A 12,170-nucleotide genomic window follows, 5' to 3' on the forward strand; every position below is an offset into this window, starting at 1 on the left:
CGCCTAGAGTTTGCGCACGTTGATGTGGATGGGCGGATTCTTGGCGATGCGCGCAATCGTGCTGGGATTGTGCACCGCGATGGTGCTGGTGACGCGGGTTGCCGATGCGCAAATGCCCTTGCCGGCCGCCAAGCCGCCGGATGGCGCGACGCTGTTCAAACAGCAATGCGCGGTGTGCCACACGACAAGCCTGTCAGAGCCGGCGCGGCAAGGCCCACCGCTGGTGAAGGTCGTCGGCCGTCCCGCCGGCAAGACCGAAGGTTTTAAATACTCGGAGGCGCTGTCGAAAGTGGACTTCGCCTGGGACGAGACCAGGCTCGACGCCTGGCTGAGCAATCCGCAAGCCGTCATTCCCGGCGTGACCATGGTCTACCGGCAGGCGAAGCCGGAGACGCGCGCCGCCATCATCACCTACCTGAAGGAGCTGAACTGAATGGCAAAGCCCGTTCATTCCATGATCCGCGTGCTCGACGAGGCCCGCTCGCTCGACTTCTACAAGCGCGCCTTCGGCTTGGAGGTCGCCGACCATCTGAAATTTTCGGACTTTGCCCTGATCTATCTGCGTCATCCCTCCTCACCTTTCGAGGTCGAGCTGACGGTGAATTTCGATCGCAAGGAGCCGTACCAGCTCGGCGACGGCTACGGACATATTGCCGTGGTGGTCGAGGATCTCGATACCGAACATGCCCGCTTCGAGCGCGAGAAGCTCGCACCGGGACCGCTGCACGACTTCAAGCACGACGGCAAGACGCTGGCGCGCTTCTTCTTCGTCAGCGATCCCGATGGCTACAAGATCGAGGTGATCCAGCGAGGGGGTCGTTTCGGCTGATCAAAATCACAAAAATCCAAATCACAAAATCTACGGAGGAATGCCATGAGAGAAGTCGATCGTCGAAGCAAGCACAGCCGCCGCGTCTTTCTCAAGGGCGCGGCGACCGCCGTTCCGGTCGTCGCTGTCGCGACCAGCGTCGCCGTCAGCATCGAGGATGCCTGGGCGGATGATGCCAGCACGCTCTCGCCCGCAACGATGAAGACGCTGCTGAAGGTCGCGCGCGACATCTATCCGCACGACGTCCTCGGCGACAGCTACTACATCACCGCGATCAAGCCGTGGGACGGCAAGGCGGCCAAGGACCCCGCCGTCAAGTCTCTGATCAGCGACGGCATCACGCGGCTCGATCAGAACGCGCGGGATCGGCACAAGGTGGCTTACGCCGAAGTGCCATGGGAAGCCGACCGCGTGGTGCTGCTGACGGAGATCGAGCAGAGCGACTTCTTCCAGAAGGTGCGCGGCGACCTCGTGGTGTCGCTCTACAACCAGAAAGAGGTCTGGCCGCGGTTCGGCTACGAAGGCTCCTCCGCAGAGCACGGCGGCTACATCAACCGCGGCTTTGCCGACATCGACTGGCTGCCGAAGGCTTAAGGCTCACCCAACGGTTCAGGAGAACGCATATGGCAAAATTCGATCTGAACGACTCCAGCGTTGTGGTGATCGTCGGCTCCGGTGCCGGCGGCGGCACGCTGGGCAACGAGCTCGCGCAGAAGGGCGTCAAGGTGGTGATCCTCGAAGCAGGTCCCCGCATCGAGAACCAGGACTTCGTCAACGACGAGTGGGAGAGCTTTTCCCAGCTCGCCTGGACCGATGCCCGCACCACGTCGGGGACATGGCGCGTCGCCAAGGACTTCTCTGGCCTGCCCGCCTGGATCGTCAAGGCGGTCGGCGGCTCGACCACACACTGGGCCGGCGCATCGCTGCGCTTCGACGAGCACGAGTTCAAGGTGAAGAGCACCTACGGCAACATTCCCGGCGCCAATCTTTTGGACTGGCCGGTGACGCTCGCGGAAATCGAGCCGTGGTACGCCAAGGCTGAGAACAAGATGGGCGTGACCCGCACCAACGGCATTCCCGGACTGCCCGGCAATAATAATTTCAAGGTGCTGGAGGCCGGTGCGAAGAAGCTTGGCTACAAAACCGTGCACACCGGCAACATGGCCATCAACAGCCAGCCGCGTGACGGCCGCGGCGCCTGCCAGCAGATCGGCTTCTGCTTCCAGGGCTGCAAATCCGGCGCGAAATGGTCGACGCTCTACACCGAAATCCCCAAGGGCGAGGCGACCGGCAATCTCGAAGTACGGCCGAGCAGCATGGCGGTCAAGATCGAGCACGACGCCTCCGGCAAGGTGACCGGCGTTGTCTATGCCGACGAGAGTGGCGCGATGCAGCGCCAGAAGGCGCGCGTCGTCGCGGTGGCCGGCAACTCGATTGAAAGCCCGCGGTTGCTGTTGAACAGTGCCTCGACCATGTTCCCCGATGGCCTCGGCAATTCATCGGGCCAGGTCGGCCGCAACTACATGCGGCACATGACCGGCAGCGTCTACGCCGTGTTCGAGAAGTCGGTGCACATGTATCGCGGCACCACCATGGCCGGCATTATCCGTGATGAATCCGCCAACAATCCGAAGCGCGGCTTCGTCGGCGGCTACGAGATGGAGACGCTGTCGATTGGCCTGCCGTTCATGGCGGCCTTCCTCAATCCCGGCGCCTGGGGCCGTCCGTTCACCGCGGCGCTCGACGGCTATCCCAGGATGGCCGGCATGTGGCTGGTCGGCGAGGACATGCCGCAGGAGACCAACCGCATCACGCTCGACCCCGTCGTCAAAGACAAGTTCGGCCAAGCGGTCGCGAGCGTCCATTTCGACGACCATCCCAACGACCTCGCGATGCGCGCACATGCCTACAAGCAGGGTGCGGCCGTCTACGACGCCGTCGGCGCCACCGTGACCTATCCAACGCCACCCTATCCGAGCACGCACAATCTCGGCACCAACAGGATGAGCGAGAAACCGCGGGATGGCGTGGTCAACAAGTTCGGACAGAGCCACGACGTCAAGAATCTGTTCGTCTCGGATGGCAGTCAGTTCACCAGCGGGGCGGCGTGCAATCCGACGCTGACCATCGTCGCGCTCGCGATCCGGCAGGCTGATTACATCGCCGGCGCGATGCAGAAAAAGGAGATCTGACGTCGGGCGTTATCCCGTCTGATTGGAAGAACGTGGCAGGCATTTCGCTTGCGGCCATCCTTCGAGACGCCCGCCTACGGCGGGCCCTCAGGATGAGGTCGTGTTGCGCGGCGAGATATCAGACCCTCATGGTGAGGAGCCCGCCGAGGCGGGCGTCTCGAACCATGCAGGCCAAGAACGTTCGGCATGATGGCATTGAGAATGCGGATGCGGGCCGCCACAGCAACGGCTACTCGGCCGCATCGAGGATGGGCGCGACGGTTGCCTTGAACTCCTGCACCTGCGTCACGCTCCGGGAGCGGTAGATCAGGCAGGAGCAGCGCAGCAGCGAGGCGAAATTATTGACCTCGCCGTGATGGTCGAGCACCTCATTGTAGAGCGTGGTCAGGAACTTGCCGACGCTCATGCTCTCCTTGGCCGCGATCTCCTCCAGCGTGTCCCAGAACGCCATTTCCAGCCGGATCGAGGTGCAGTGCCCGCCGATCCGCAACGAGCGGGTCTGGGATTCGTAGTTGCGTTGGGGCTGGTGCGCGAAGAAATTGCACATGGCGTCCTCCCGTCCTGTTGCCATTTTTTCACGATGCTACACCGCTGCCCGTGCCCCCACAATCAGGACGGCAGGCAGGGCGACCGCTCCGTCCCGGTTGCGCAATTTTCTCGAACGTCCAATCCCTTCAATGTGATAGGCATCCCTCTTCCCCAGCCCGCCACACGGCTGTTGCCCAACACATGCTTTTGACGCAACACGGCCTAGAATAGCGCCGTCAGCGAATCCAGATCGAAAGCCCCATGCCCGTCCGCCAGCTGCCAGAGCAAGTCGTCAACCGCATCGCCGCCGGCGAGGTGGTCGAACGTCCGGCAAGCGTGGTCAAGGAACTGGTCGAGAACGCCATCGATGCCGGTGCGAGCCGGATCGACGTCTTCACCGATGGCGGCGGGCGGCGGCGGATCGGGATCACCGACGACGGCAGCGGCATGACCGCGAAGGACCTCGCGCTCGCGGTCGAACGCCATGCCACCTCCAAGCTCGACGACGAGGACCTGCTCCAGATCCGCACGCTCGGGTTCCGCGGCGAGGCGCTGCCCTCGATCGGCTCCGTGGCGCGTCTTTCCATCACCACGCGGCACGCGAGCGAGCCGCATGCCTGGGCGCTGTCAGTCGAGGGCGGCGACAAGTCCGAGATCATGCCGGCCGCGCTGGCGCATGGCACGCGCGTCGAGGTCAACGACCTCTTCTATGCAACGCCCGCGCGGCTGAAATTCCTGAAGACCGATCGCACCGAGGCGGAGGCGATCCGCGAGGTGGTCAGGCGCCTCGCCATGGCGCGGCCCGACGTCGCCTTCACGCTCGCGGGCGAGGAGCGCGCGCCGGTGACCTGGACCGCCGCGCTGCCCGGCGCCGCCGGACGGCTGACGCGGCTCGGCGATATCCTCGGCGCAGAATTCCGCAGCCACGCCATCGAGGTCCACGCCGAGCGCGAGGGCGTCGTCATCGCCGGCTATGCCGCGGCGCCGGCGCTCACCAAGGCCAACGCGCTCGGGCAATATCTCTTCGTCAACGGCCGCCCGGTGCGCGACAAGCTGATCCTCGGCGCCGTGCGCGGGGCCTATGCCGACTATCTGCCGCGCGACCGCCATCCGGTGCTGGCGTTGTTCGTCACGCTCGATCCGCGCGAGGTCGATGCCAACGTGCATCCGGCCAAGACCGAGGTGCGCTTCCGCAATGCCGGCCTCGTGCGCGCGCTGATCGTGCACGGATTGAAGGACGCGCTCGCGCGCGAGGGCCGGCGCACGGCCGCCAACAGTGGCGAGAGCGCATTGTCCTCGTTCCGGCCCGCTTTCACGCCACGGCCTGCGAGCTGGGACTGGCGGGCTTCGCCATCCGCCCCGGTCGCGCCGATGCCGTCCTTCGAAGGTGCGGCCGCACCCGCCTTCGCCGAGCGCGCGCAGGCCGCGTTCGACGTCGGCGCACCTAGTGCGGACGTGCGGTTCGAGACGCAACCGACGGCTGACCTGGTCGACCGTCCGCTCGGCGCGGCGCGCACGCAGATCCACGAGACCTACATCGTCTCGCAGACCCGCGACGGCCTGATCATCGTCGATCAGCATGCCGCGCATGAGCGCATCGTCTACGAGCGGCTGAAGGCCTCGCTCGCCGCCAATGGCGTGCAGCGGCAGATCCTCCTGATTCCCGAGATCGTCGAGATGGACGAGGCGACAGTCGAGCGCCTGCTGGAGCGCAGCGAGGAGCTTGCGTCGTTTGGGCTGGCGATCGAATCCTTCGGCCCCGGCGCGGTCGCGGTGCGCGAGACGCCGTCGCTGCTCGGCAAGACCAATGCGGGCGGGCTGCTCCGCGATCTCTCCGAGCATATGGCCGAATGGGACGAGGCGCTGCCGCTGGAGCGCCGCCTGATGCACGTCGCCGCGACCATGGCCTGCCACGGATCGGTGCGCGCCGGCCGCCGGCTGCGGCCGGAGGAAATGAACGCCCTGCTCCGCGAGATGGAGGACACCCCGAACTCCGGCCAGTGCAATCACGGCCGGCCGACCTATGTCGAGCTGAAGCTGAGCGATGTGGAGAAGCTGTTCGGGCGGCGATGATTTCGTAGGGTGGGCAAAGCGAAGCGTGCCCACCACCTATCGCGATCGCAGAAAGTTGGTGGGCACGGCGCGTTGCGCCTTTGCCCACCCTACGGCAGCGAGACTACGGCTTCCTCAAAAACACGAACTCCGTGTCGTCATACGCCCGCCGCTCCAATTCCTCGAAACCTTCCGGCGTCACGAACTCCGCAGCCTTAGCCTCTTCCACCACGAGCAGCGCGCCCGGCGTGAGCCAGCCACCATCGCGCAAGCTCGCAAGCGCCTTCTCCGCAAATCCCTTGCCATAGGGCGGATCGAGGAACACCAGCGAGAACGGCTCGACGGGATGCGCAGGGCCGAGATCGGTCGCATCGCGGCGATAGACCTTGGTCACGCCGCCAAGGCCGAGCGTCTCGACATTGTTGCGCAACAGCGCGCGCGCTTCCGCGCCGTTGTCGACGAACAGTGTGAACTTTGCGCCGCGCGAGGACGCCTCGATGCCGAGCGCGCCGGTGCCGGCGAAGAGATCGAGCACGCGCGCATCCTCGATCGGATCGTCATAGGCGTGCACGAGGATGTTGAACACGGACTCGCGCAGGCGGTCCGCCGTGGGGCGGATGTCGCGCGAGGACGGTGAGGCGAGATTGCGCCCCTTCAAACGACCGCCGACGACGCGCAATCAGTCCTCCCGCGGCGTCAAATCGCGCTTGCCGTGATAGCCGCGCTTGGGGCGGCGCGGCGGGCCGTAGCCGTTGGCCTCGGACTCGTTGCGCTCGCGCGCTTCCTCGCTGCCGGTGCGCTGTACCAGCACACGGCGGCCCTTGCGATCGTTGATCACGTCACGCTTGCTGGCGGGCTTCTTCTCGCGTGGCGCTTCGCCGTCGGGTGAAGAAGATTTCTTCGGCACGTCGAACTGCGCGCCCGACTTCTCGATCACCTTGTCGCCGAGCTGATCACGCAGCACGCGCGACTTGATCTCCTCGACCTGGCCTTCGGGGACCTCGCCGAGCTGGAACGGTCCGTAGGACACGCGGATCAGCCGGTTCACTTCGAGCCCGAGATGGGCGCAGACGTTGCGCACCTCGCGGTTCTTGCCTTCGCGGATCGCGAACACCAGCCAGACATTGGCACCCTGATCACGCTCCAGCGTCGCCTCGATCGGGCCGTATTTGACGCCTTCGACCTCGATGCCTTCCTTCAATTGATCGAGCTGGGCCTGCGTGACGTCGCCATGGGCGCGAACGCGGTAGCGGCGCAGCCAGCCGGTGTCCGGCAGCTCGAGCGTGCGCGCGAGCCCGCCATCATTGGTGAGCAGCAGCAGGCCTTCGGTGTTGAAGTCGAGGCGGCCGATCGAGATCAGCCGCGGCAGGCCTTCGGGCAGATTGTCGAACACGGTCGGACGGCCCTCAGGGTCGTCATGCGTGGTCATCAGGCCGCGCGGCTTGTGGTAGAGGAACAGCCGCGTGCGCTCACGCTCCGGCAACGGCTTGCCGTCGACAGTGACGACATCGTTCGAGGTGATGTCGAGCGCCGGTGAATTGATGACGCGGCCGTTGACGGAGACGCGCCCCTGCGTGACCATCTCCTCGGCGTCGCGGCGCGAGGCGAGGCCCGCACGCGACAGCACTTTTGCGATACGCTCGCCGGCCTTCTTCGGCTTCGGTGCTTCGTCACGGCGCGGACGGCCCTCGAAATCCCGATCACGGTCACGATAGGCGCCGCGACCGCCGAAGGCGGGGCGCTTCTCGAAGATCCTGCTCTCATCCTCGTTTTCACGGCGCGGACGGTCGCCGAAGCGGCCTTCGTTGCGCGGATGCTCGTGCCAGTCGGAGCGGCCCTCAGAGCGCTCGCGCGGACGATTGAATTTGGGACGGTCACCGCCGCGTTCGCCATCGCCATCACGACGGGGCCGATCGAATTTCGGACGGTCGTCGCGCGGGCGATCGAACTTGGGTCGATCGAACTTGGGCCGCTCGCGGAACGGACGATCGCCGGACGCGCGATCGTCGCGCGAGCGCGAGAAACGCGGACGGTCATCGCCGCCACCCTGCCGATCGTCGCGCTTCTGCCAGGGCTTGTCTTCGCTGCGGTCGCGGCCGCCGAAATCCTTGCGCGGACCCTTGCTGAAGTCCTTGCGCGGCGGACGATCGCCACGCGGACCCGCGTCGCGCTTCTGCCACGGCTTTGAATCGCTGCGCTCGCCGCGATCGCGCGGGCGGTCGCCGAAGTCGCGCGGGCGGTCGCTGCGATCCCCACGGTCGCGCTCGCGATCCGGTGCGCCGCGCGAAAACTTCCGCTCGCCGTCGAACTTGCGTTCCGGGCGGTCGCCACGCGGCGCGTAGGGCCGCTTGTCGCCGAACTTCTTGTCACCGAACCGGCCGGCGGGACGGGAATCGTCGCGATCCCGGCTGCGCGGCGGACGGTCGTCACGGCCATAGGACGGACGATCACCACGCGGCTTGAATGGCCGCTTCTCGCCATCGCGCGAGCCGCGATCGGAGAACGGGCGGTCGCCGCGCGGCTTGAAGCTGCGCTCGCCGCGCTCCTCACCACCACGGTCGTCGCGCTTGAATTTCGGACGGTCGCTGAAATCGCGGCGCGGGGCATCGCCCTCCTCGCGGCGGCGGAACGGACGATCCCCGCGGTCGGCGCGAGGCGGACGGCTGTCGCGGTCGCCACGGGGCGGGCGGGCGTCGCCCCTGCCCTCAGGGCCGCGCTTGGCGAATTTCTTCTCAGGGCCACGCGGCTTGCCGGACCGGCCCTTGGGCGGGCCTCCCCTTGCCGGGCCTCGATCACGCCGGCCGCGGGAATCGTTGTCTTTGTCGCTGTCGCGAGGCATGAATAATCTCACTTAGGGGGTGGCCAGAAAGCATTGTGCGCGCTCGTTTCGAGCCGCATGCTCAGGCAAATCCGGTATTCACTCTTGCTGAAGGCGGAGCTACTAGCAGGTTTCTGACGATGATACGAGGCTTGAAAGCCCCCTCTTTCATGGATTTGGCGCTCAAAACGGCCGAAAATGCCGGAAAGGCGGGCGAAGTTCCGATCGGATGCGTCGTGGTCCGCAATTACGAGGTCATCGCCACCGCGGCGAACCGGACGCTGACCGATTACGACCCGACCGCCCATGCCGAGATCATTGCGCTGCGCGAGGCCGCCAAAAAGATCGGCAGCGAGCGCCTGGTCGACTGCGACCTCTACGTGACGCTGGAGCCCTGCACCATGTGTGCGGGCGCGATCTCCTTTGCAAGGGTCAGGCGGCTCTATTACGGCGCCGCCGATCCCAAGGGCGGCGCGGTCGAGTCCGGCGTGCGGTTCTTCGCTTCGCCCACCTGCCATCATGCGCCGGACGTCTATTCCGGGGTCGGCGAGAGCGAGGCGGCGCGGCTGCTCAGGGACTTCTTTCGGGAGCGGCGGTAGATTCACATATTCCGCCGTCATGCCCCGCGAAGGCGGGGCATCCAGTACGCCGCGGCCTATCGATCAACCACCACCGTCTCGGAGTACTGGATCGCCCGGTCAAGCCGGGCGATGACAGTTGTGTGTGTCGCGACAGCTTAGTTCAGCCTGCGAAGAACTCGCGCAGCGCCTTTGCGGTGGCGTCCGGGTTCTCCTCGGTGAGGAAATGGCCGGAGTCCACCGGCATGCCGTCGACGTTGGTCGCCCATTGCTTCCACGTATCGAGCGGCGTCGCGGCGGCCTGGGCGATGCCCGCGCCACCCCAGAGGGCCAGCATCGGCACCGTGATCTTCTTGCCGGCCTCGAAATCGGTCTTGTCTAGGTCGTAATCGAAATAGGCGCCGGCGCGGTAGTCCTCGCACATCGCATGCACGCGGGCGGGATCGCGGAACGGGGCGATGTAATGTTCCAGTGCGCGCTCGTCGATGGCGTCCAGCGTCTTCGACTTGGTCTGGCTCGCCATCTTGAAGCGCAGGAAGAACTCGCCATTGCCCGAGATCAGCGTCTCCGGCAGCGGCGCCGGCTGGGCGAGGAAGGTCCAGTGATAGATCTTCAGCGCGTAGGCGCGGTTCATCCGCTCCCAGTAATTATAGGTCGGCAGGATATCGAGCACCGCAAGGCGCGACAGCCGGCCGGGATGATCGAGCGCCAGCCGATACGACACCCGGCCGCCGCGGTCGTGGCCGGCAAGCGCGAAGTGGACGTGGCCGAGTTGCTCCATCGCCTCGACCATGGCCTTGGCCATCGCGCGCTTGCTGTAGGGGATGTGCTGCGCATCGCTCTCGGGCATGTCGGACCAGCCATAGCCCGGCAGATCGGCAATGATCAGCGTGAACTTGTCGGCGAGCTGCGGCGCCACGCGGTGCCACATCACGTTGGTCTCGGAGAAGCCGTGCAGCAGCAGCAGCGGCGGCCCCTTGCCGCCGACGCGGGCGAAGATGCGGCCGAAGGAGGTGTTGACCCACTCGGAGCCAAAGCCCGGATAGAGGTCGGCGAGATCGGACATCTTCTGCATCCATATCTGGTCAGTCCTGTCTGGTCAGTCCTGGGCCGCCTCAAACAAAAATGTCGAAAACAACCCCATGCACAGTAGCACGGTCGTCACCTGTGAGGGTTGCTAACCCCAACAGGCGATTGCGCAATTTTGGAATGTCGATGTGGCGGGGCGGAGGCACGCGGCAATCTTGATGCCACCATGCGTGTATTCCGGAAAAAAGCCTGTCAGCCCCGGGCCTTCTCGGCTTCCACCGCCTGCCAGCCGATGTCGCGGCGGCAGAAGCCTTCCGGCCAGTTGATGCGGTCGACGGCCTGATAGGCACGCGCCTGCGCCTCGGTCACGGTCTTGCCGAGCGCGCACACGTTGAGCACGCGGCCGCCATTGGCGAGGATCGCGCCGTCCTCCTCGACCGTGCCCGCATGGAATATCTCGGCGGTCTCGACCTTGGCGGCGTCATCGAGCCCTTCGATGCGCGTGCCCTTCTGATAGTCGCCGGGATAGCCCTTCGCCGCCATCACCACGGTGAGCGCGGAGTCCGGATGCCAGCGCAGGTCGAAGTGCTTAAGCTCCCCGTCGCAGGAGGCGAGGAACGCCGGCACGATGTCGGATATCATCCGCAGCATCAGCACCTGACACTCGGGATCGCCGAAGCGAACGTTGAACTCGAACAGCTTTGGGCCATGGGTGGTCAGCATGATCCCGGCGTAAAGTATGCCGCGGAACGGCGTGCCGCGCTGCTTCATGCCGGCGACCGTCGGCAAAATGATCTTTGCCATGATCGCATCGTGGATCGCGGGCGTGACCAGCGGCGTCGGCGAATAGGCGCCCATGCCGCCGGTGTTCGGGCCGACGTCGTGGTCGAACACCCGCTTGTGGTCCTGCGCGGAAGCGAGAGGGATGGCGGTCTCGCCGTCGCACAGCGCGAAGAAGCTGATCTCGCGGCCCGGCAGAAATTCCTCGATCACGACCTCGGCGCCGGCATCGCCAAAGGCGCCCTCGAACATCATGGCGATGGCGTCCTCGGCCTCGCGCACGGTCTTGGCGACCACGACGCCCTTGCCGGCGGCAAGGCCGTCGGCCTTGACCACAATCGGCGCACCCTGGCTCTGCACGTAGGCACGCGCATCATTGGCGTTGGTGAAGCGCTTGTAGGCGCCGGTCGGAATGCCGAATTCGGTGCACAGCGCCTTGGTGAACCCCTTGGAGCTTTCAAGCTGCGCCGCCACCCCGCTCGGCCCGAACGCCTTGATGCCGGCGGCGGTGAGGTCGTCGACGATGCCGGCGGCCAGCGGCGTCTCCGGGCCGACCACCACGAGCTCGACCGCATTCGTCTTGCAGAAGTCGATCACCGCGGCATGGTCGGCGACATCGAGCGCCACGCATTCCGCCTCCCGCGCGATGCCGGCATTGCCGGGCGCGCACCAGAACTTGGTCACCAGGGGGGAGGCTGCGATTTTCCACGCCAGGGCATGTTCGCGGCCGCCGGAACCGAGCAGGAGAATGTGCATCGAGGGCTCAGAATAAGGGGTTTGCTGGTGCCGGAGGTCGCACGAATCGCCGCGGGTCTCAAGGGGAAACGCCCCGAACTCCCCGTCATTCCGGGGGCGCGGCGAAGCCCGCTTTCCTTCTCCCCTTGCGGGAGAAGGTGGCGCGAAGCGCCGGATGAGGGGTATCTATCCACACGCATAAAAGCTCGTGGAGGCAGCCCCCTCACCCGAGTGAGCCTGCGTCCACCGGCGGAGATGCCCTCTCCCGCAAGGGGAGAGGGCACAACAATCTGCACCGCGTCAGCGACGCCCGAGAACGACAATCGCCGCTACACCTGCTTCCCCGCAATGATCTCCTGCAGCGTCGCGACATGGCGTGCGAAGGCGCCGCGGCCGGCGGCGGTGGCGGTGACCGTGGTCTGCGGTTTCTTGCCGACGAAGGCCTTGTCGACCGAGACGTAGCCCGCCTTCGCCAGCGTCTCGATGTGTGCGCCGAGATTGCCGTCGGTGGCGCCGGTGAGCTTTTTCAGCCTCGAAAATTCCAGACCTGCAGTCGCAGGCAGCGCGTTCAATGCCGCCATGATCTTGAGCCGCAGCGGCTGGTGGATGATGTCGTCGAGCTCGGCCAT

General features: G+C 65.7%; 12 protein-coding genes. 6 read left to right on the forward strand and 6 right to left on the reverse strand.

What is annotated here, in order from left to right:
• Positions 1 to 46 precede the first annotated feature (46 nt).
• The 4 genes from AB7Z56_RS38065 to AB7Z56_RS38080 are packed head-to-tail and all read left to right on the forward strand — an operon-like array spanning position 47 to position 3,021.
• Entirely contained in the window at positions 47 to 433 is a 387-nt protein-coding gene (locus tag AB7Z56_RS38065) for a c-type cytochrome (RefSeq protein ID WP_084795402.1), read from the forward strand.
• Positions 434 to 829 (forward strand): VOC family protein, encoded by a 396-nt coding sequence (locus AB7Z56_RS38070; protein WP_063985595.1) that lies wholly within the window; start codon positions 434 to 436, stop codon positions 827 to 829.
• Positions 830 to 874: 45 nt separating this feature from the next.
• Complete coding sequence (locus AB7Z56_RS38075) at positions 875 to 1,423, forward strand: hypothetical protein (RefSeq protein ID WP_063985596.1); 549 nt, start codon at positions 875 to 877, stop codon at positions 1,421 to 1,423.
• Between the two features lie 29 nt (positions 1,424 to 1,452).
• Positions 1,453 to 3,021 carry a GMC family oxidoreductase gene (locus tag AB7Z56_RS38080; RefSeq protein WP_063985597.1) on the forward strand — a complete coding sequence of 523 codons (1,569 nt, stop codon included), beginning with the start codon at positions 1,453 to 1,455 and terminating at the stop codon, positions 3,019 to 3,021.
• A 229-nt stretch (positions 3,022 to 3,250) separates the two neighbouring features.
• Here AB7Z56_RS38080 and AB7Z56_RS38085 read toward each other — a convergent pair whose 3' ends face one another.
• Positions 3,251 to 3,568, reverse strand: a complete 318-nt coding sequence (locus tag AB7Z56_RS38085) for a ribbon-helix-helix domain-containing protein (protein ID WP_063985598.1) — start codon at positions 3,566 to 3,568, stop codon at positions 3,251 to 3,253.
• A 242-nt stretch (positions 3,569 to 3,810) separates the two neighbouring features.
• Between AB7Z56_RS38085 and mutL the strand changes: the two genes are divergently transcribed.
• The gene (gene mutL, locus AB7Z56_RS38090; protein ID WP_063985599.1) at positions 3,811 to 5,622 is read left to right on the forward strand and encodes a DNA mismatch repair endonuclease MutL; all 1,812 of its coding nucleotides are present in this window, start codon (positions 3,811 to 3,813) and stop codon (positions 5,620 to 5,622) included.
• A gap of 103 nt (positions 5,623 to 5,725) precedes the next feature.
• Here the strand turns inward: mutL and rsmD are convergent, their stop codons facing one another.
• Positions 5,726 to 6,280: a 16S rRNA (guanine(966)-N(2))-methyltransferase RsmD gene (gene rsmD, locus AB7Z56_RS38095; RefSeq protein WP_063985600.1), complete on the reverse strand. Its 555-nt coding sequence runs from the start codon at positions 6,278 to 6,280 to the stop codon at positions 5,726 to 5,728.
• Positions 6,281 to 8,440: a pseudouridine synthase gene (locus AB7Z56_RS38100; RefSeq protein ID WP_231143639.1), complete on the reverse strand. Its 2,160-nt coding sequence runs from the start codon at positions 8,438 to 8,440 to the stop codon at positions 6,281 to 6,283.
• A 119-nt stretch (positions 8,441 to 8,559) separates the two neighbouring features.
• Between AB7Z56_RS38100 and AB7Z56_RS38105 the strand changes: the two genes are divergently transcribed.
• Positions 8,560 to 9,018 (forward strand): nucleoside deaminase, encoded by a 459-nt coding sequence (locus tag AB7Z56_RS38105; RefSeq protein ID WP_038945284.1) that lies wholly within the window; start codon positions 8,560 to 8,562, stop codon positions 9,016 to 9,018.
• A 142-nt stretch (positions 9,019 to 9,160) separates the two neighbouring features.
• Here AB7Z56_RS38105 and AB7Z56_RS38110 read toward each other — a convergent pair whose 3' ends face one another.
• The 3 genes from AB7Z56_RS38110 to AB7Z56_RS38120 all read right to left on the reverse strand — a co-directional run bounded on the left by AB7Z56_RS38110 (position 9,161) and on the right by AB7Z56_RS38120 (position 12,170).
• Positions 9,161 to 10,063: an alpha/beta fold hydrolase gene (locus tag AB7Z56_RS38110; protein ID WP_063986702.1), complete on the reverse strand. Its 903-nt coding sequence runs from the start codon at positions 10,061 to 10,063 to the stop codon at positions 9,161 to 9,163.
• 215 nt (positions 10,064 to 10,278) lie between these two features.
• Entirely contained in the window at positions 10,279 to 11,562 is a 1,284-nt protein-coding gene (gene purD / locus AB7Z56_RS38115; protein WP_063985602.1) for a phosphoribosylamine--glycine ligase, read from the reverse strand.
• Between the two features lie 308 nt (positions 11,563 to 11,870).
• Positions 11,871 to 12,170 (reverse strand): winged helix-turn-helix domain-containing protein, encoded by a 300-nt coding sequence (locus AB7Z56_RS38120; protein WP_063985603.1) that lies wholly within the window; start codon positions 12,168 to 12,170, stop codon positions 11,871 to 11,873.

This window comes from Bradyrhizobium sp. 482_C4_N1_8 (genome assembly GCF_052075965.1).
GTDB classification, from domain to species: Bacteria; Pseudomonadota; Alphaproteobacteria; order Rhizobiales; family Xanthobacteraceae; genus Bradyrhizobium; species Bradyrhizobium barranii.

Bases quoted from the DNA above. Each gene is read 5' to 3' on its own strand.
- AB7Z56_RS38065 (WP_084795402.1), top strand. From the start codon at position 47: ATGCGCGCAATCGTGCTGGGATTGTGCACCGCGATGGTGCTGGTGACG.
- AB7Z56_RS38070 (WP_063985595.1), top strand. From the start codon at position 434: ATGGCAAAGCCCGTTCATTCCATGATCCGCGTGCTCGACGAGGCCCGC.
- AB7Z56_RS38075 (WP_063985596.1), top strand. From the start codon at position 875: ATGAGAGAAGTCGATCGTCGAAGCAAGCACAGCCGCCGCGTCTTTCTC.
- AB7Z56_RS38080 (WP_063985597.1), top strand. From the start codon at position 1,453: ATGGCAAAATTCGATCTGAACGACTCCAGCGTTGTGGTGATCGTCGGC.
- AB7Z56_RS38085 (WP_063985598.1), bottom strand. From the start codon at position 3,568: ATGTGCAATTTCTTCGCGCACCAGCCCCAACGCAACTACGAATCCCAG.
- mutL (WP_063985599.1), top strand. From the start codon at position 3,811: ATGCCCGTCCGCCAGCTGCCAGAGCAAGTCGTCAACCGCATCGCCGCC.
- AB7Z56_RS38100 (WP_231143639.1), bottom strand. From the start codon at position 8,440: ATGCCTCGCGACAGCGACAAAGACAACGATTCCCGCGGCCGGCGTGAT.
- AB7Z56_RS38105 (WP_038945284.1), top strand. From the start codon at position 8,560: ATGATACGAGGCTTGAAAGCCCCCTCTTTCATGGATTTGGCGCTCAAA.
- AB7Z56_RS38110 (WP_063986702.1), bottom strand. From the start codon at position 10,063: ATGTCCGATCTCGCCGACCTCTATCCGGGCTTTGGCTCCGAGTGGGTC.
- purD (WP_063985602.1), bottom strand. From the start codon at position 11,562: ATGCACATTCTCCTGCTCGGTTCCGGCGGCCGCGAACATGCCCTGGCG.
- AB7Z56_RS38120 (WP_063985603.1), bottom strand. From the start codon at position 12,170: ATGGCCGAGCTCGACGACATCATCCACCAGCCGCTGCGGCTCAAGATC.